Annotated in this window: 14 protein-coding genes and 1 pseudogene; 13 read left to right on the plus strand and 2 right to left on the minus strand. The window is 72.5% G+C overall.

The features are described 5' to 3' along the window. The first annotated feature begins 18 nt into the window (after positions 1-18). The 5 genes from HDC93_RS04290 (at position 19) to HDC93_RS04315 (ending at position 7,594) form a co-directional block, all read left to right on the plus strand. Positions 19-1,011, plus strand: coding sequence for a carbohydrate ABC transporter permease (locus HDC93_RS04290; RefSeq protein ID WP_185007317.1), 993 nt, complete (start codon positions 19-21; stop codon positions 1,009-1,011). Between the two features lie 7 nt (positions 1,012-1,018). Continuing rightward, positions 1,019-1,861 carry a carbohydrate ABC transporter permease gene (locus HDC93_RS04295; protein WP_185007319.1) on the plus strand — a complete coding sequence of 281 codons (843 nt, stop codon included), beginning with the start codon at positions 1,019-1,021 and terminating at the stop codon, positions 1,859-1,861. A 37-nt stretch (positions 1,862-1,898) separates the two neighbouring features. Then, complete coding sequence (locus HDC93_RS38125) at positions 1,899-5,183, plus strand: FAD-binding and (Fe-S)-binding domain-containing protein (protein WP_260419404.1); 3,285 nt, start codon at positions 1,899-1,901, stop codon at positions 5,181-5,183. Between the two features lie 138 nt (positions 5,184-5,321). Then, positions 5,322-6,458, plus strand: coding sequence for a peptidoglycan bridge formation glycyltransferase FemA/FemB family protein (locus HDC93_RS04310; protein ID WP_185007321.1), 1,137 nt, complete (start codon positions 5,322-5,324; stop codon positions 6,456-6,458). A gap of 164 nt (positions 6,459-6,622) precedes the next feature. After that, a complete protein-coding gene (locus HDC93_RS04315; protein WP_185007323.1) occupies positions 6,623-7,594 on the plus strand; it encodes a DMT family transporter in 972 nt (323 codons plus the stop codon). 161 nt (positions 7,595-7,755) lie between these two features. Here the strand turns inward: HDC93_RS04315 and HDC93_RS04320 are convergent, their stop codons facing one another. Continuing rightward, positions 7,756-8,133: a hypothetical protein gene (locus HDC93_RS04320; protein ID WP_185007325.1), complete on the minus strand. Its 378-nt coding sequence runs from the start codon at positions 8,131-8,133 to the stop codon at positions 7,756-7,758. A gap of 139 nt (positions 8,134-8,272) precedes the next feature. Between HDC93_RS04320 and HDC93_RS04325 the strand changes: the two genes are divergently transcribed. Continuing rightward, a complete protein-coding gene (locus HDC93_RS04325) occupies positions 8,273-9,067 on the plus strand; it encodes a TIGR03084 family metal-binding protein (RefSeq protein ID WP_185007328.1) in 795 nt (264 codons plus the stop codon). Beyond that, complete coding sequence (locus tag HDC93_RS04330) at positions 9,064-10,731, plus strand: acyclic terpene utilization AtuA family protein (protein WP_185007330.1); 1,668 nt, start codon at positions 9,064-9,066, stop codon at positions 10,729-10,731. The genes HDC93_RS04325 and HDC93_RS04330 overlap by 4 nt, the downstream gene beginning before the upstream one ends. 35 nt (positions 10,732-10,766) lie before the next feature. On the opposite strand, the gene HDC93_RS04335 is transcribed toward HDC93_RS04330, so the two are convergent. Beyond that, a complete protein-coding gene (locus tag HDC93_RS04335) occupies positions 10,767-11,966 on the minus strand; it encodes an RNA-guided endonuclease TnpB family protein (RefSeq protein WP_185007332.1) in 1,200 nt (399 codons plus the stop codon). Positions 11,967-12,175: 209 nt separating this feature from the next. Between HDC93_RS04335 and HDC93_RS04340 the strand changes: the two genes are divergently transcribed. The 6 genes and pseudogenes from HDC93_RS04340 to HDC93_RS04365 all read left to right on the plus strand — a co-directional run bounded on the left by HDC93_RS04340 (position 12,176) and on the right by HDC93_RS04365 (position 19,221). Then, positions 12,176-13,774: a carboxyl transferase domain-containing protein gene (locus tag HDC93_RS04340; protein ID WP_185007334.1), complete on the plus strand. Its 1,599-nt coding sequence runs from the start codon at positions 12,176-12,178 to the stop codon at positions 13,772-13,774. Positions 13,775-13,779: 5 nt separating this feature from the next. Beyond that, entirely contained in the window at positions 13,780-15,624 is a 1,845-nt protein-coding gene (locus HDC93_RS04345) for a biotin carboxylase N-terminal domain-containing protein (protein ID WP_185007336.1), read from the plus strand. A gap of 221 nt (positions 15,625-15,845) precedes the next feature. Then, entirely contained in the window at positions 15,846-16,973 is a 1,128-nt protein-coding gene (locus HDC93_RS04350; protein WP_185007338.1) for an acyl-CoA dehydrogenase family protein, read from the plus strand. Between the two features lie 30 nt (positions 16,974-17,003). After that, positions 17,004-17,891 (plus strand): annotated as a pseudogene (locus HDC93_RS04355) (AMP-binding protein). After that, entirely contained in the window at positions 17,888-18,622 is a 735-nt protein-coding gene (locus HDC93_RS04360; protein ID WP_185007340.1) for an enoyl-CoA hydratase family protein, read from the plus strand. Before HDC93_RS04355 ends, HDC93_RS04360 begins: the two are co-directional and overlap by 4 nt. Next, positions 18,610-19,221, plus strand: a complete 612-nt coding sequence (locus HDC93_RS04365) for a TetR/AcrR family transcriptional regulator (protein WP_185007342.1) — start codon at positions 18,610-18,612, stop codon at positions 19,219-19,221. Before HDC93_RS04360 ends, HDC93_RS04365 begins: the two co-directional genes overlap by 13 nt. The last annotated feature ends 49 nt before the right edge of the window (positions 19,222-19,270 follow it).

The following is a 19,270-nucleotide window of genomic DNA, read 5'->3' on the forward strand; positions in this document are numbered from 1 at the left end:
GGGAAGAGGACCCCTCCCGTGAAAACCGTGGAATCCGCTCAGGCCGCGGGCCCAGACCGGGCGCAGGCCGTCTCGTCCGCAGCCCCCGCCAAGCCCCCGCGTCCCGCGCGCGGCAACCGTGACCGGCTGCACGGGCTGCTGATGTCCGCCCCGGCCGTCGTCGGGCTGATCGCCTTCGTCGGCGTCCCGTTCGGCTATGCCGTGGTGCTCTCCTTCTACAACGTCCGCCTCGGCTCGCCGCTGGAGCCCGCCTTCTTCGGAGTGGAGCACTACCGGCGGCTGTTCACCGACCCCGACCTGTCCGGCCCGTTCCTGCGGGCGCTGCTGAACAACCTGACCTTCGCCGTCGTCGTCGTACCGCTCCAGACGGGGCTGGCGCTGGCGCTGGCGATCCTTCTCAACCGCAAGCTGAAGGCGATCGGCGTGTTCCGGTCCTTCTTCTTCATGCCGGTGGTCTTCCCCATGGCGCTGGTCGCCGTGATCTGGCGGCTGGTCCTCGCCCGCAGCGAGCAGGGCATGCTCAACTCGCTACTGGACACGGTGAGTTTCGGGAACTGGGGCGCCTTCGACTGGCTCGGTGACGGCCTCACCGCGATGGGCTCGGTCATCGTGCTGTCGGTGTGGCAGGGCGTCGGCTTCCAGATGGTCATCCTGCTCGCCGGCCTCCAGCAGATCCCGGGCGAGCTCTACGAGGCCTCCGAACTGGACCGGGCCTCGCGCTGGCAGCAGTTCCGGCACGTCACCCTGCCCGGCATCCGCGGCACCCTGGTCTTCGTCGCGATGCTCACCTCGGTGCTGTCCTTCCGGGTCTTCGACCAGGTGTACATCCTCATCCGCGGCGGCGGCCTGGACGAGGACGCCACCCGCACCGTGATGTACCAGGCCGTCACCACGGCCTTCGACCAGAACGACATCGGCCAGGCCTCGGCCGTCACGGTGGTGTTCTTCCTGATCGTCGTCGCCCTGACCGTCGTCCAGCGCCGCGTCGTCCGGCCCGACAACGAGGACTGACCCACCCATGGCCATGACCCGTACGCCCGTGCGCCGCGTCCTCGACTACACCGTCCTGAGCGTCCTGGCGTTCGTCTTCGCCCTCCCCGCGCTCTACCTCTTCCTCGGCAGCCTCAAGCCGTCCGACGAGGTCCTGAACGGCCTGTCCGGCTTCCTGCCCACCCACCTCTCCTTCGACAACTACACCGCCGTCCTCGACAGCCTGAACTCCGACAGCACCGGCTACTTCTGGCAGTTCATGGGCGTCTCCGTGCTGCTGTCGTTCGTGGTGGTGACGGGCGGGCTGATCGTCAACTCGATGGCGGCCTACGGGCTGACGCGGCTGAAGTGGCGGGGACAGAACGCGGTGTTCACCCTCGTCCTGCTGCTGATGCTGATCCCGTTCGAATCGGTGGCGGTGCCGCTGTTCTACATGTTCAACGGCCAGCGCAACACCCTGTTCATCCAGGCGCTGCCGTTCGTCGCCAACGCCTTCGCGATCTACCAGTTCCACACGTTCTTCAAGAAGATCCCGACGACCATCGAGGAGGCGGCCCGGCTGGACGGCGCGGGGCCCTGGCGCACCTTCTTCGCGATCATCGTGCCGATGTCCAGGCCGGTGTTCGCCTCGGTCGCGATCCTCACCTTCCTCATCCAGTGGGGCTCCTTCCTGTGGCCGGTGCTGATGGTGTCCGACCCGTCCGTGCGTCCCCTGCCGCTGGAGATGAGCGTCTTCCAGGGCCAGCAGCCGCCGGACTGGGGCCAGATCCTCGCCTTCGGAGTGCTGCTGGTGCTGCCCGTGCTGATCGTCTTCGCGTTCTTCCAACGCTGGTTCGTGGAGGGCGTGGCGAGCTCCGCGGTCAAGGGCTAGGGGAGTCACCGTCAGTGACCGGATGCATCCTGGACGCATGACGGATCTCGAAGCACGGCTGCGTGCCGTCGTCCGGGGCGAGGTCGGGTTCGACGTCACGTCCCGGGCGCTGACGACCATGGACGCGTCCAACTACCGGCGGGTCCCGGTCGGCGTGGTCGCTCCGCGTGACGCCGACGACGTCGCGGCGGTGCTCGCGGTGTGCCGGGAGCAAGGCGTGCCCGTGGTCGCCCGCGGCGCAGGCACCTCCATCGCCGGGCAGGCCACCGGCACCGGTGTCGTCCTGGACTTCACCCGGCACATGAACCGGCTGGTCGCCCTGGACCCCGGGGCGCGGACGGCCGTGGTGCAGCCGGGGCTGGTGCTGGACCGGCTCCAGGAGGCCGCCGCCCCGCACGGGCTGCGCTTCGGGCCCGACCCGTCCACGCACAGCCGCTGCACGCTCGGCGGCATGATCGGCAACAACGCGTGCGGCTCGCACTCCGTGGCGTGGGGGACCACCGCGGACAGCGTGCGGGAACTGGACGTCGTCTGCGCGCGGGGCGGGCGGCTGCGGCTCGGTCGAAACTGGGCCGGGGCACCGGACGGGCTGCGAGAACTCGCCGAGGGGGAACTCGCCCGGCTGCGCACCGGCTTCCCGGAGCTGCCCCGCCGCATCTCCGGTTACGCGCTGGACGCCCTGCTGCCGGAGAACGGCGCCGACGTGGCCCGCTCCTTCTGCGGCTCCGAGGGCACGCTCGGCGTCCTGACGGAGGCCGTCGTAGGCCTCGTCGAGGCGCCACGCGCGCGTGCGCTGGCCGTGCTGGGCTACGCCGACGAGAGCGCGGCGGCCGAGGCGGCGGCCGGGCTGCTGCCCTTCGGGCCGCTCACGGTGGAGGGCATGGCGGCGGACCTGGTGCCGTCCACGGCCGAACTGCCGCGGGGCGGGGCCTGGCTGTTCGTGGAGACCGGCGGGGAGTCGGCGGGGGAGGCACGCGCGCGTGCGGAGGCGATCGTGCGGGCCGCCGACGTCCTGGACGCGCGCGTGGTCACCGACCCGGCCGGGCAGCGGGCGCTGTGGCGGATCCGGGAGGACGCGAGCGGTACGGCGACGCGCATGCCCGACGGGACCGAGGCGTGGCCGGGCTGGGAGGACTGCGCGGTGCCGCCGGCCCGGCTCGGGGCGTATCTGCGGGACTTCCGGGCGCTGATGGCGGCGCACCGGCTGCGCGGCACGCCGTACGGGCACTTCGGGGACGGCTGCATCCACGTCCGGATCGACTTCGACCTCCTCACCGAGGCCGGTGTCGCCCGCTTCCGCCGCTTCTCGGAGGAGCTCGCGGAGCTGGTGGTGGCGCACGGCGGGTCGCTGTCCGGGGAGCACGGCGACGGGCAGGCGCGGGCGGAGCTGCTGCCGAGGATGTACGGCCCCGAGATGGTCGGCCTCTTCGAGCGGGTCAAGGGCGTGTGGGACCCGGACGACCTGCTCAATCCCGGGATGCTCGTCCGCCCCGCGCCCCTGGACAGCGGCCTGCGCTTCTCCGTCCTGCCCCGCGAGCCCGTCGACGTGGCCTTCGGCTACCCCTCGGACGGCGGCGACTTCTCGGCGGCGGTGCGGCGCTGCGTGGGCGTCGCCAAGTGCCGTACGACCTCGGTGTCCGGCTCGGGCGTCATGTGCCCGTCCTTCCGGGCGACGGGCGCGGAGGAGCACTCCACACGCGGTCGTGCCCGGCTGCTGCACGAGATGCTCGCCGGTGAGGTGGTGACGGACGGCTGGCGCTCGGAGGAGGTCCGGGACGCGCTGGACCTGTGCCTGTCCTGCAAGGGCTGCCGTTCGGACTGCCCGGTCGGGGTCGACATGGCCACGTACAAGGCGGAGTTCCTGCACCAGCACTACGCCGGCCGCCGCCGGCCCGCCGCGCACTACGCCCTGGGACGGTTGCCGGTGTGGCTGCGCACGGTGTCCCGCACCCACACGGCACGGCTGGTCAACGCGCTGTCCGCGGTACCGCCCCTGGCCTGGGCGGCGAAACGGCTGGGCGGTCTCGCGCCCGAGCGGGACATTCCGCGGTTGGCCACGCGGACGTTCAGCGGGTGGTGGGAGCGGCGCAGGGCCGAGTCGAGTGCGGCCGGGGGTGGTGGTGGCGGTGTGGGGGGTGAGGTCAGCGGTGGCGGCGGGCCTGCGGGTGGGGGCTCGGGTGATGGTGTGGGTGGTGCGCCGGTCGGTGGTGGAGGGCCTGCCGGTGGCGGTTCGGCCGCCGACACGGGCGGTGCGGTCGGCGACGCGGGCGGTGCGGTCGGCGACGCGGGCGGTGCGGTCGGCGGTGGTGGTTCGGGCGGTGTCGTGGAGGGGGTGCCCGGTGTCGGCAGGGGGCCTGTCGGTGAGGGCTCGGCGGGGGTGCCCGGTGCCGGCAGCGGGCCTGTCGGTGAGGGCTCGGCGGGGGTGCCCGGTGTCGGCAGGGGGCCTGTCGGTGAGGGCTCGGCGGCGGGCGCGAACGGTGCGCCCGGTGATGGTGGGCCTGCTCGTCATGGCTCGGGCGGTGCGGGGCAGGGGCCGCTCGTCGTCCTGTGGCCCGACACCTTCACCGAGCACCTCGCGCCGGGCGTGGGGCGGGCCGCCGTGCGGGTGCTGGAGGCGGCCGGGCTGCGGGTGGCGTTGCCGCCGACGCTGCGTCTGGAGAAGCCACCGGTGGGCGACGGCAGGACGGTCGCCCTCGACCCGCTGTCCCTGCTGCGCGGCCGGGGCCGGGTCTGCTGCGGGCTGACGTACGTGTCGACGGGGCAGCTGGACCGGGCCCGGGCCGTCATGCGCCGCACGCTCGACCTGATGGAACCGGTCCTGGAGACCGACGCCCCGGTCGTCGTCCTGGAGCCGAGCTGCGCCGCGGCCCTGCGCACGGACGTCCCCGAACTGCTGCACGACGACCCGCGCGCGGCCCGGCTCGCCGCGAAGGTCCTCACCTTCGCGGAGACGCTGGAGCGCCACGCACCCGGCTGGACGCCGCCGCGCGTCGACCGCCCGGTGGCCGGGCAGACCCACTGCCACCAGCACGCGGTGCTCGGCGACGCCGCCGACCGCCGGCTGCGGGACGCGGCCCTGCTCACCGGCGAACTGAGCGGCGGCTGCTGCGGCCTCGCGGGAAACTTCGGCTTCGAGAAGGGCCACTACGAGGTGTCCGCCGCCTGCGCGCAGGAGCAGCTCCTGCCGTCCGTACGGGACGCCCCAAAGGGCGCGGTGGTCCTGGCGGACGGCTACTCCTGCCGTACCCAGCTGGAGCAGCTGGCGGGCGTGCGGGGCAGGCACCTGGCGGAGGTGCTGGCCGAGGCCCTGGACGGGGACTGAGGCACGACGGGACGTGAGGCGTTCGGGCCACGGGAGGGCGGACCCGAGTGTCTGAGCAGGGGGAGGGACGGGGCCGCTCCTAGGCTCGCGGGACCAGTCACCGCCCGCCTAGGGCCGCTGCTCGAAGGAGCCCGCCGCATGAGCGTCCGTGTCCAGCCGATCACCCGTGACGAGCACCTGGCGTTCGTCATGGCCCGCCCCTCCGCCAGCCACACCCAGGTCCCTTCCTGGGGCGAGGTGAAGCCCGACTGGCAGGCGGAGAGCCTCGGCTGGTTCGACGACGGCGGTCGGCTCGTGGGCGCGGGACTGGTGTTGCTGCGCCCCCTGCCCGGGCCGCGGGTGCCCGGGCTGCCGCGCCACCTCGCGTACCTGCCCGAGGGTCCGCTTCTCGACTGGCACGAGCCCGGCCTCGACCGCCTGCTGGAGCCGATGCTCGCGCATCTGAGACGGCGCGGCGCCTTCGCCGTGCGGATGGGCCCGCCGGTCGTGGTGCGCCGCTGGAGCGCGGACGTGGTCAAGGCGGCGATCGCCGACCCGGCCGCCCGGCGACTGCGCGACGTGAAGGCGACGTCGTACGAACCGCGCGCCGGCCAGGTCGCGGACGGTCTGCGCCGCATGGGCTGGCGGCGGTCCGAGGCCTCCGCCGAGGACGGCTTCGCCGCGGGACAGCCCCGGTACGTCTTCCAGGTGCCGTTCGCGGGCCGGTCGCTGGAGGACATCCACGACGGCCTGAACCAGCAGTGGCGCCGCAACATCAAGAAGGCGGAGAAGGCCGGGGTGAAGGTCGTGCGCGGCGACCTGGGGGATCTGCCGGCCTTCCACGAGCTGTACTGCGAGACCGCCGAACGGGACCGGTTCATCCCCCGCCCGCTGCCGTACTTCCAGCGCATGTGGAGCGCGCTCACCGCCGAACACCCCGACCGCATGCGGCTCTACCTCGCCTACCACGACGGCGAGGTGCTCGCCGCGGCCACCATGATCACCGTCGGCGACCACGTCTGGTACTCCTACGGCGCCTCCACCGCACGCCGCCGCGAGGTCCAGCCGAGCAGCGCCGTGCAGTGGCGCATGATGACCGACGCGCACGAACTGGGCGCCGCCGTCTACGACCTGCGCGGCATCACCGACACCCTGGAGGAGTCCAGCCACCTGCTGGGCCTGCTCCGCTTCAAGGTGGGCACCGGCGGCGAGGCCGTGGAGTACCTCGGCGAATGGGACTACCCGCTCAACCGGCTGCTCTACAAGGCGCTGAACCTGTACCTCGCCCGCCGCTGACGTCTCACGGCCCGAGACAGAGGCAAAAAGGATTCACGCACCTGACGAAGTCCATTACCCTGGACTGTGCAGTGCATCGGGATGTACGTTGAGTGCATCCCGGTACACGCACCGCACACGTGCCACACCCCTGACACCGCCCCCCCCGAAGCACAGGACCGCCCGTGACCACGCCGGAGACCGCCACCCCAGCCCCTTCCCCAGCCCCGTCCGCGACCGCCGACGCCACCGCGCCGGGCTCCGGCCCGGGCCGGCTCGGCTCCCTCGGGCCCGTGGGCCTGGTGCTGGCGGGCGGGATCTCCGTGCAGTTCGGCGGCGCCCTGGCCGTGACGCTGATGCCCAGGGCGGGCGCCCTCGGGGTGGTGGCCCTGCGCCTGCTGGTCGCGGCCGTCGTGCTGCTCCTGGTCTGCCGCCCGCGCCTGCGCGGCCACTCGCGCACCGACTGGGGCACGGTCGTCGTCTTCGGCATCACCATGGCCGCGATGAACGGCCTCTTCTACCAGGCCGTCGCGCGTATCCCGCTGGGCCCGGCGGTCACGCTCGAGGTGCTCGGCCCGCTCGCCCTCTCGGTCTTCGCCTCCCGCCGCGCGATCAACGTCGTCTGGGCGGCGCTCGCCTGCGCCGGTGTGTTCCTCCTCGGCGGGGGAGGCTTCAGCGGGCTCGACCCCACAGGAGCGGCCTTCGCCCTGGGCGCGGGCGCCATGTGGGCCGCCTACATCGTCTTCAGCGCCCGTACGGGCCGCCGGTTCCCGCAGGCGGACGGGCTGGCCCTGGCCATGGCCGTCGGGGCGGTGCTGTTCCTGCCCCTGGGCATCGCCGAGTCGGGGACCAAACTGCTCGACCCGGTGACGCTGGGGCTGGGCGCGGCGGTCGCCCTGCTCTCCTCCGTGCTGCCCTACACCCTCGAACTCCTCGCCCTGCGCCGCCTGCCCGCCTCCACCTTCGCGATCCTGATGAGCCTCGAACCGGCCATCGCCGCGACGGCCGGCTTCCTCATCCTCGACCAGGCCCTCAGCGCCGCCGAGGCCGCCGCGATCGCCCTCGTCGTCGCGGCGAGCATGGGCGCGGTGCGCACCCAGGTGGGTCGCGGCCGCAAGAAGCGGGCAGCGCTGGAGAGCACGGGGCTGGAGGGCTGAGCAGCCGGCGAGGGAAGCGGCCACTTTCTGCCCGGCGAAGGAAAGCGGCCACTTTCTGCCCGGCGAGGGAAAGCGGCCGCTGTCCTGCCCGGCGAGGGGAGCGGTCCTTGTCCGGTCCGGCCCCGTTGAACAGGTCCCGGCGGTGAACAGGTCGATCAGCGTCATCTCCCACACCAGCGCCATGGCGAGCAGCGGCGGCATGGTCTGGTGGATGTCGGACGTGCGGGCACGGGCAGCGGCGCCAGGCCGACGCCCCAGGCGATGAACGGCAGCACCCACACCAGGACGAGCACGACGACCACCCAGGTGACCACCGTCATCGCCGGGTTGGTGGCGAACCGCCCCTCGACGAAGCCGGTGAGGACCGTCAGCGGGATCACGAACACCGCGGCGATCAGGGCCACCATCGCACCGGACGGGTTCGCGGCCCGGCGCAGCAGGTCCCGCCGGGCCGACGGCGCGGTCGGCGCCGGCAGGACGCCCACGAGCGCGAGCCGGAGTGTATTGATCTCGCCGCCGAAGAGCACGCTTCCGGCCACCGCAAAGGTTTCATGCAAGCACGCTTGATTGTTTCCGTTCCCGCTGCCATGCTCCTCAGCACGCCGCGCCACCCCGCGTGCCGCACCACCCCGCACACGCCACACCCCGCACACCGCCGTGCCCCGAGGGGAGCGCCCCGTGTCCGATCCGACGTCCGTGATCGACGACCTGCGCGAGGAGAGCGAGGAACTCGACCGCCTCGTGGCCGGGTTGCCCCCGCGGCGCTGGTCGCTCGCGACCCCCGCGCCCGGCTGGACCGTGGCCCACCAGATCGCCCATCTCGCCTGGACGGACCGCTCGGCCCTGCTCGCCGTCACGGACCCCGACGGCTTCCACGCCCTGGTCGAGAAGGCCCTCGCCGCGCCCGGCTCCTTCGTGGACGAGGGCGCCGAGGAGGGCGCGCGACTCCCGCCCGGCGAACTGCTCGCACGGTGGCGCGGCGGCCGCGCGGCACTGGAGGGGGCCCTGCGGGCCGCCCCGCCCGGGGCGCGCTTCCCCTGGTACGGCCCGCCCATGTCGGCCCCCTCCATGGCGACGGCCCGGCTGATGGAGACCTGGGCCCACGGACAGGACGTCGCCGACGCCCTGGGTGTGGTGAGCCCACCCACCGACCGGCTTCGGCATGTGGCCTGGCTCGGGGTACGGACCCGTGACTTCGCCTTCGGCGTGCACGGCCTCACCCCGCCCGCCGACCCCTTCCGCGTCGAACTGCGCGCCCCCTCCGGCGACCTGTGGACGTACGGCCCCGAGGACGCCGCCCAGCGCCTCACCGGGACCGCCCTCGACTTCTGCCTGCTGGTCACCCAGCGCGCCCACCGCACCGACCTCGCGCTGCGCGCCCACGGCCCCGACGCCGGCCGCTGGCTGGACATCGCGCAGGCCTTCGCCGGGCCGCCGGGCGGCGGACGCCCGCCGAAGGAGTCCGCCTCGTGACCCTGCGCATAGGCAACGCCTCCGGCTTCTACGGAGACCGCTTCGACGCGATGCGCGAGATGCTCACCGGCGGCGATCTCGACGTCCTCACCGGCGACTACCTCGCCGAACTGACCATGCTGATCCTCGGCCGGGACCGCCTGAAGGACCCCGCCGCCGGATACGCCCGCACCTTCCTGCGGCAGTCGGAGGAGTGCCTCGGGCTCGCGCACGAGCGGGGCGTCAGGATCGTCACCAACGCGGGCGGGCTCAACCCGGCCGGACTCGCGGACGCCGTACGGCGGTTGGCCGACCGGCTGGGCATTCCGGTACGCGTCGCCCATGTGGCGGGCGACGACCTCACCGCCGCGCACCCGGGCTCCCTCGCCGCCCACGCCTACCTCGGCGGCTTCGGCATCACGCGGTGCCTGCGGGCGGGCGCCGACGTCGTCGTCACCGGGCGGGTGACGGACGCGGCCCTGGTCACCGGGCCCGCCGCCGCCCACTTCGGGTGGAGCGAAACGGAGTACGACCGGCTCGCGGGCGCCGTGGTCGCCGGGCACGTCCTGGAGTGCGGGGCACAGGCCACCGGCGGCAACTACGCCTTCTTCCGGGACGGCGACGCCCGCCGCCCCGGCTTCCCGCTCGCCGAGCTGCACGAGGACGGCAGCTGCGTCATCACCAAGCACCCCGGCACCGGCGGCTTCGTCGACGTCGGCACGGTCACCGCGCAGCTGCTGTACGAGACGGCCGGTGCCCGGTACGCGGGTCCGGACGTCACCGCCCGGCTGGACACCGTACGGCTGAGCCAGGACGGGCCCGACCGGGTGCGGATCGAGGGCGTGCGCGGGGAGGCACCGCCGCCCACCCTCAAGGTCGGACTCAACCGGCTCGGCGGCTTCCGCAACGAGGTCGTCTTCGTGCTCACCGGCCTCGACATCGAGGCCAAGGCCGCCCTGGTGCGGGAGCAGCTGGAACCGGCCCTGGGCAAGGTCGCCGACGTGCGCTGGGAGCTGGCCCGCACCGACCGTCCCGACGCCCCGACCGAGGAGACGGCGAGCGCGTTGCTGCGGCTCGTCGTACGGGACCCCGACCAGGGGGCCGTCGGGCGGGCGCTGAGCGGGGCGGCCGTGGAGCTGGCGCTGGCCAGTTACCCCGGCTTCCATGTGCTGTCCCCACCCGGAAAAGGCTCGCCCTATGGGGTCTTCGAGGATGTGTACGTCCCCCATGGTTCCGTCGACCATGTGGCCGTCCTCCACGACGGGCGCCGGATCCCCGTGCCACCGGCCCACGACACGGCCGTACTCGACGCGGTGCCGCAGCCATCCCTGCCTCAGCCGCCGGAGCCCGGGCCCACCCGGCGCGCCCCTCTCGGGCTCGTCGCGGGAGCCCGCAGCGGGGACAAGGGCGGCAACGCCAACGTCGGGGTGTGGGCACGCACGGACGACGCCTGGCGCTGGCTCGCTCACGAGCTGACCGCCGACCGGTTCCGGGAGCTGATCCCCGAGAGCCGCGAACTGACCGTCGTACGGCACGTGCTGCCGAACCTGCGCGCCCTCAACTTCGTCGTCGAGGGGATCCTCGGCGCCGGCGTCGCCGCGCAGCACCGCTTCGATCCGCAGGCCAAGGCCCTCGGCGAATGGCTGCGCTCCCGCCACCTGGAGATACCGGAGGCCCTGCTTTGACTGCTTTCCCTTGCGGCCTCAGGGAAATTTCTGACTCAGGCGGCCTCTTGGAGCAGCGCTCCAGAAGGTCTTACGCCCTCAACACCAGCCGGGGCCAGACCAGCCCGGACCAACATCACGTGAGCAGAGTTCTTGTCCCGGGGGGACACGGATCCGCACGCGGTGCAGGTGTAAGTACGTTCCGAAAGGGGGAGTGCGTGCTTGGTTCTCGCTCCGCACGATGCGCATTCCATGGTGGTGTGCGCGGGGTGGACGAGGCGGATGTCCCGTCCGTGCTTGCGGCTCATTTCGATCAGAGCCTTCTTCGTAGCGCCGATCGCTGCATCCGCTGCCTTGCGCGCCATGCTCGTTTTGGCGAGGAACTTCGGCCGGAAGTCCTCGACCGCAATGGCGTCATGATCGCGCACGACCTTCTTCGCCCACTTGCGTGCCGCGTCCTGCCGCTGCCGGGCGATCTTCCGGTAGGTCTTCGCCCGCCACTTCTTCGCCTCCCGATAGCCCTTAGATGCCACTTGCCCCTTGGCGGGCTTGCGGCGGGCCATCATCCGGTCGTACCTGGACAGTTCTTTCTCCGCCTTCTTGCCATGCCCGGGGTGGGGCAGGTCGTGGCCGTCCGAGGTAGTAGTCGCGACCTCCTTCACCCCCCAGTCCACCCCGATGGCCCGACCGGTTCCAGGCAGCGGTTCGATCCAGGCGGGGACGACGAACGAGGCGTACCAGTCGCCAAGGCAGTTCCGGTATACCCGCACCGACGAGGGCTCGGCCGACAATTCCCGCGACCACACCACAGTAAGAACGATCCCGCCCGCCAGGTGCAATCGGCCGTCCTTGAGCCGGAAGCCGCGGCGGGTGCAGTTCAGACTCGGATCGGCCTCATGCTTCTTCTTGTAGCCCGGCATTCCGGCCCGCAGCCGCTTTGGCAGTCGGTTCTTGATGTCCTTGAGGGCTTTCGCACGGGACTTGCCGAAGTCCCGGATCAGCTGCTGCTGCGGAACGGATGCTCCCTCGGCCAGCCAGGGCGTGATGGCGCGGGCCTCGGTAAGCATCCGGTCCAGCCGTGCCGGACCACACTCTTCCTCCTCCACATGGGCTTTCTTCGAGCGCGACACGCACTCGTTCCAGATCCACCGGCACCGGCCCCACTCCGCCAGCAGCGCAGCACGGGCGGTGGCCGACACGCGCAGGCGGTACGTATATCGAGCGGGCCCCGCCCCGCCCGCTTGTCCCGCTGCCATGTCGGCATCTCCGTGTGCACGTCCGGCCTCGCTCGCCCGGATCAGGCGACCTTCATGGATGGACCGTATGTACGACATCTGCACACACGTACTGCAATTCAGCACTCACTACCGCAACTGGTGAACCATCGGACGCATGTTCGCCTTTTCGGGCATCGTCGGGTGCATCGTTGGAGTGCCCCGTGTCAGGGAATCCTCGGAGGTGAGCAGTGACGATCCTCCACTCCACGCTGGATACCGACAGTCCCGATCACCGGGCGGCCCGCGAGGAGATGCTCGCCAAGCTCGCCGCACTCGACGCCGAGCACGCCAAGGCCCTCGCGGGCGGCGGCGAGAAGTACGTCGCACGGCACCGGAAGCGCGGCAAGCTCCTCGCCCGTGAGCGCATCGAGCTGCTCCTCGACCCCGACACGCCGTTCCTGGAGCTGTCCCCGCTGGCCGCCTGGGGCAGCGACCACACCGTCGGCGCGTCCCTCGTCACCGGGATCGGGGTGGTGGAGGGCGTGGAGTGCCTGATCACCGCCAACGACCCGACCGTGCGCGGCGGAGCGAGCAACCCCTGGTCGCTGAAGAAGGCCCTGCGCGCCAACGACATCGCCCTCGCCAACCGGCTGCCCTGCATCAGCCTGGTGGAGTCCGGCGGCGCCGACCTGCCGTCGCAGAAGGAGATCTTCATCCCCGGCGGCGCCATCTTCCGCGACCTCACCCGGCTGTCCGCCGCCGGGATCCCGACCGTCGCGGTCGTCTTCGGCAACTCCACCGCCGGCGGCGCCTACATCCCCGGCATGTCCGACCACGTGATCATGGTCAAGGAGCGGGCGAAGGTCTTCCTCGGCGGCCCGCCGCTGGTGAAGATGGCGACCGGGGAGGAGAGCGACGACGAGTCCCTGGGCGGCGCCGAGATGCACGCCCGCACCTCGGGCCTCGCCGACTACTGCGCCGTCGACGAGCCGGACGCGCTCCGGCAGGCCCGCCGCGTGGTCGCCCGCCTCAACCACCGCAAGGCGTACGAGGATCCGGGGCCCGCAGAACCGCCCAAGTACGACCCGGAGGAGCTGCTGGGCATCGTCCCCGGCGACCTCAAGAGCCCCTTCGACCCGCGCGAGGTCATCGCCCGGATCGTCGACGCCTCCGACTTCGACGAGTTCAAGCCGCTGTACGGGACGAGCCTGACCACCGGCTGGGCCGCCCTGCACGGCTATCCGGTCGGCATCCTCGCCAACGCCCAGGGCGTCCTGTTCAGCGAGGAGTCCCAGAAGGCCGCCCAGTTCATCCAGCTCGCCAACCAGCGCGACATCCCCCTGCTCTTCCTGCACAACACCACCGGCTACATGGTCGGCAGGGAGTACGAGCAGGGCGGCATCATCAAACACGGCGCGATGATGATCAACGCGGTCAGCAACAGCCGCGTGCCGCATCTCTCCGTCCTCATGGGGGCGTCGTACGGCGCCGGGCACTACGGCATGTGCGGCCGCGCCTACGACCCCCGCTTCCTCTTCGCCTGGCCCAGCGCCAAGTCCGCCGTCATGGGCCCGCAGCAGCTCGCCGGCGTGCTGTCGATCGTCGCCCGCCAGTCGGCCGCCGCGAAGGGGCAGCCCTACGACGACGAGGCGGACGCCGCGCTGCGCGCCATGGTGGAGCAGCAGATCGAGTCCGAGTCGCTGCCGATGTTCCTGTCCGGGCGGCTCTACGACGACGGCGTCATCGACCCGCGCGACACCCGCACCGTCCTCGGCCTGTGCCTGTCCGCGATCCACACCGCCCCCTACGAGGGCGCCCGCGGCGGCTTCGGCGTCTTCCGGATGTGAGGCCAATGATCACTTCAGTTCTTGTCGCGAACCGGGGCGAGATCGCCTGCCGTGTCGTCCGCACCTGCCGGGAGGCGGGGATCCGGACGGTCGCCGTGCACTCGGACGCCGACGCACACGCCCTCCACGCGCGCGTGGCCGACACCGCCGTACGACTGCCGGGGTCGGCACCCGCCGACACCTATCTGCGCGGCGACCTGATCGTGAAGGCCGCCCTCGCCGCCGGCGCGGACGCCGTGCACCCCGGTTACGGCTTCCTCTCGGAGAACGCCGGCTTCGCCCGGGCCGTCCGGGACGCCGGTCTGGTGTGGATCGGGCCGCCCCCGGAGGCGATCGAGGCGATGGCGTCCAAGACGCGCGCCAAGGAGCTGCTGGGCATCGAGCCCCTGCGGGAGGTCACCGAGGCCGATCTGCCGGTGCTGGTGAAGGCGGCGGCGGGCGGCGGCGGCCGCGGCATGCGCGTCGTACGGCACCTGGCGGACCTGGACGCCGAGTTGGCCGCCGCCCGGGCCGAGGCCGTGAGCGCCTTCGGCGACGGCGAGGTGTTCGTCGAGCCGTACGTGGAGGGCGGCCGGCACGTCGAGGTGCAGGTGCTGGCCGACACGCACGGCACGGTGTGGGCGCTCGGCACCCGCGACTGCTCCCTGCAGCGCCGTCACCAGAAGGTGATCGAGGAGGCCCCGGCGCCCGGACTGTCCGCGGCGCTCGACGAGGAGGTCCGCGCCCTCGCCGTACGGGCCGCCCGCGCGGTGGGCTACGTCGGCGCCGGAACCGTGGAGTTCCTCGTCGCGGGCGAGCGGGCGCACTTCCTGGAGATGAACACCCGCCTCCAGGTGGAACACCCCGTGACGGAGGCGGTGTTCGGGGTCGATCTCGTCGCCGAGCAGATCCGCGTCGCCGAGGGCCACGCCCTCGCGGTCGACCCCCCACGCGCGCGGGGCCACGCCGTCGAGGCCCGCCTCTACGCCGAGGACCCGGCCAGGGACTGGGCACCGCAGACCGGCCGACTGCACCGCCTCGCCGTCCCCGACGCCGTGCGCCTGGACACCGGCTACGCGGACGGCGACGACATCGGCGTCCACTACGACCCCATGCTCGCGAAGGTCGTCGCCCACGCCCCCACCCGCGCCGAGGCGATCCGCAAGCTGGCCGCAGCCCTCGACCGCGCGGTGATCCACGGCCCCGTCACCAACCGCGACCTCCTGGTCCGCTCCCTGCGCCACCCGGAGTTCACCGCCGCCCGCATGGACACCGGCTTCTACGACCGCCACCTGCCCGGGCTGACCGAACCGGCCCCCGACCCGCACGCCCCGCTCGCCGCCGCCCTCGCCGACGCCCACGGCCGCTCCCGCTTCGGCGGCTGGCGCAACGTCCCCTCCCAGCCGCAGACCAAGCGGTACCTGATGGCGGGCGAGGAGCACGAGGCCCGCTACCGGCACGGCGGCAGGGGCCTGGAGGCGGACGGGGTGCGGGTGGTGCACGCCGACGCGCGGCTCGTGATCCTCGACGTGGACGGGGTGCGGCGGACGTACGAGGTCGCCCGCCACGGCGACCAGGTCTACGTCAACACCACGGCCCTGACCGCCCTGCCCCGTTTCCCCGACCCCACCACCCAGCACGCCCCCGGCTCCCTCCTGGCCCCCATGCCGGGCACCGTCGTCCGCGTCGCCGACGGCCTCACGGCAGGAGCCCCGGTCAAGGCGGGCGAGCCCCTCCTCTGGCTGGAGGCGATGAAGATGCAGCACAAGATCACGGCCCCCGCGACGGGAACGCTGACCGTTCTGCACGCCGTACCCGGCCAACAGGTGGAGCCGGGCACGCTCCTGGCGGTGGTGACGGAGACCCCTTAGGGGTCCTTTCACTATGCCCGTCCGGGTCGCGCGGCCTGGCACCGCACCTCGCCGCGTTGCCGAAAAGCCCTGGTAGCTCCGCTACGAGGGCTTCCCGGTGCCTTGCGACGCACGGCACCAGACCACGCGCCCTGATCGGACGCTCATAGTGAAAGGACCCCTCAGGGGCGCGAGGAACCGCGCGACAAGCCACGACGAGCCCGCACCCGAAGGAGGACTCCATGGACACCGAAGACCACAAAGCCCTGCGAGAAGCCGTTTCCGCACTCGGCAAACGCCACGGCCGAGAAGGGGACACCACCCAACTCTGGTCCGACGCGGCCAAGCTCGGCTACATCGGCGTCAACCTGCCGGAGGCCCATGGCGGTGGAGGCGGCGGCATCTCGGAACTCTCCGTCGTCCTCGAAGAACTCGGCGCCGCCGGCTGCCCCCTGCTGATGATGATCGTCTCCCCGGCCATCTGCGGCACGGTGATCGCCCGCTTCGGCACGGACGCCCAGAAGCAACAGTGGCTCCCCGCCCTGGCCGACGGCACCCGCCTCATGGCCTTCGGCATCACCGAGCCCGACGCCGGCTCCAACAGCCACCGCATCACCACCACGGCCCGCCGCGACCAGGACACCGGCGACTGGCTCCTCACCGGCCGCAAGGTCTTCGTCTCCGGCGTGGACATCGCCGACGCGACCCTCATCGTCGGCCGCACCGAGGACGCCCGCACCGGCCGCCTCAAGCCGTGCCTGTTCATCGTCCCGCGCGACACCCCCGGCTTCACCCGCCGCCCCATCGACATGGAACTGAACGCCGCGGAGAAGCAGTTCGAACTCGTCCTGGACGACGTACGGCTGCCCGCCGACGCCCTGGTCGGCGACGAGGACGCGGGACTCCTCCAGCTCTTCGCCGGCCTCAACCCCGAGCGCATCATGACCGCCGCCTTCGCGATCGGCATGGGCCGCCACGCCCTCGCCAAGGCCGTCGAGTACGCCCGCGACCGCACCGTCTGGAACACCCCCATCGGCGCCCACCAGGCCATCGCCCACCCCCTGGCCCAGGCGCACATCGAACTCGAACTCGCCCGCCTGATGATGCAGAAGGCCGCCGCCCTCTACGACGCGGGCGACGACATGGGCGCCGGAGAGGCCGCCAACATGGCGAAGTACGCGGCCGGGGAGGCCTGTGTGAAGGCGGTCGACCAGGCCGTGCACACCCTCGGCGGCAACGGCCTCACCCGCGAGTACGGCCTGGCCCGGCTGATAACGGCCGCGCGCGTGGCTCGTATTGCCCCGGTGAGCCGGGAGATGATTCTCAACTACGTCTCCCACCAGACCCTGGGCCTGCCCAAGTCGTACTGAGACGGCCCGCGCCGCGAGGAGGAACCGTCCATGTTCCGCAGCGAGTACGCAGACGTCCCGCCCGTCGACCTGCCCATCCATGACGCGGTCCTGGCCCGGGCCGCCGAGTTCGGCGACCCCCCTGCCCTGATCGACGGCACCGACGGCACCACCCTCTCGTACGAGCAGGTGGACCGGTTCCACCGGCGCGTCGCCGCCGCCCTCGCCCGAGGCCGGTGTCCGCAAGGGCGACGTCCTCGCCCTGCACAGCCCCAACACCATCGCCTTCCCGACCGCCTTCTACGCGGCCACGCGCGCGGGTGCCACCGTCACCACCGTGCACCCGCTGCCCCGCCCGGCACCGTCGGCAAGCTCATCGCCGGCACCGAGATGCGCGTCGTCCCCCTCGACGACCCCGGCAAGGACCTTCCGGCCGGCGAATCCGGCGAGATCCTCATCCGCGGCCCCCAGATCATGAAGGGCTACCCCGGCCGCCCCGACGCCACCACCGCGATGATCGACCCCGACGGCCGGCTGCACACCGGCGACGTGGGCCATGCGGACGATGGGGGCACCTCCCGCTCGAGCGAAGCCGTAAGTGGGGGAGGCTGGCTGTTCGTCGTCGACCGCGTCAAGGAGCTCATCAAGTACAAGGGCTTCCAGGTGGCGCCCGCCGAGCCGGAGGCCCTGCTCCTCACCCACCCGGGCATCGCCGACGCCGCCGTCATCGGCAGGTACGACGCCGACGGAAACGAGGTCCCGCACGCCTACGTCGTCCGCCAGCCGTCCGCCGGGGAGCTCACCGAGGCGGAGATCATGATGTACGTCGCCGAGCGCGTGGCCCTCTACAAGCGGATCCGCCACGTCACCTTCATCGTCGGCGTCCCCCGCGCGGCCTCCGGCAGGATCCTCCGCCGACAGCTCAGGGAGAGCGCATGACGCTGATCACCCGTACCCGCGCGCGTGCCGTGGAGACCCTGTCCCTCGACTCGCCCCACAACCGCAACGCCCTGTCGGCGGCCCTCGTCGGCGAACTGGCCGACGCGCTCACCGACGCCGGCGAGGACACCGGCGTCCGCGCGATCGTCCTCACCCACACCGGCAACACGTTCAGCGCCGGCGCCGACCTCAAGGACCCTCCCGTGCCCGAGGCGCTGGTCGCCCTGCTGCGGCAGATCGTCGAGCTGCCCAAGCCGGTCGTCGCCCGGGTCACCGGCCACGTCCGCGCGGGCGGCCTCGGCCTCTTGGCAGCCTGCGACATCGCGGTCGCCGCCACGGACGCCACCTTCGCCTTCACGGAGGTCCGCATCGGGGTCGCCCCGGCCGTGATCTCCCTGCCGATCCTGCCCCGCGCCGACCCCCGCGCCCTGGCCCGCCACTACCTCACCGGCGAACGCTTCGCAGCCTCCGAGGCCGTGGCAACGGGCCTGCTCACCACCTGTGACAGCGATGTCGACAAGGCCCTCGACCCCATCCTCGAAGGCCTGCGCAGATCCGCCCCCGACGCCCTGGCCGAGACGAAACGGCTGCTCACGGCTAGGGTGCTGGAAGCCTTCGACCGGGACGCCGCCGACCTGACCGCGCTCTCGGCCCGGCTGTTCTCCTCCCCGCAGGCGCGCGAGGGGATGACGGCCTTCCTCGAACGACGGGATCCGGCATGGGTGGTGTGAGCACGGTCGACCGTGCGGAGAGAGTCCCCAAGCAGGACCGCAGCCGGGCCACCCGGCAGCGGCTCCTCGAAGCCGCCGTGTCCTGCCTCGCCGAACACGGCTGGGCGGGGTCCACCGTCTCCGTGGTCGCCGAACGCGCCGGCGTCTCCCGGGGCGCCGCCCAGCACCACTTCCCGACCCGCGAGGACCTCTTCACGGCGGCCGTCGAGTACGTCGCCGAGGAACGCTCCACGGCCCTGCGCGACCTGTTCCCCGACGGCGCGGCCGGAGACCGCCACGCCGTCGTCGCCGCCCTGGTCGACCTGTACACCGGGCCGCTGTTCCGCGCCGCCCTCCATCTCTGGGTCGCCGCGTCCAACGAGGAGCAGCTGCGGCCCCGCGTCACCGAACTCGAATCCCGCGTCGGCCGCGAGACCCACCGCATAGCCGTCGACCTGCTGTCCGCCGACGAATCCGTCCCCGGCGTCCGCGAAACCGTCCAGGGCCTCCTCGACATGGCCCGCGGCCTGGGCCTCGCCAACCTCCTCACGGACGACGCGGCCCGCCGGGAACGGGTGGTCGCGCAGTGGGCGGGGCTGCTGGAGGAGTCGCTGGGCTGAGGGGCTGGTGGCAGCACGGACGCGGAGCGTGCATACCGCGGTATGCTCG

This window comes from Streptomyces sp. AK010 (assembly GCF_014207295.1).
Lineage (GTDB): Bacteria > Actinomycetota > Actinomycetes > Streptomycetales > Streptomycetaceae > Streptomyces > Streptomyces massasporeus.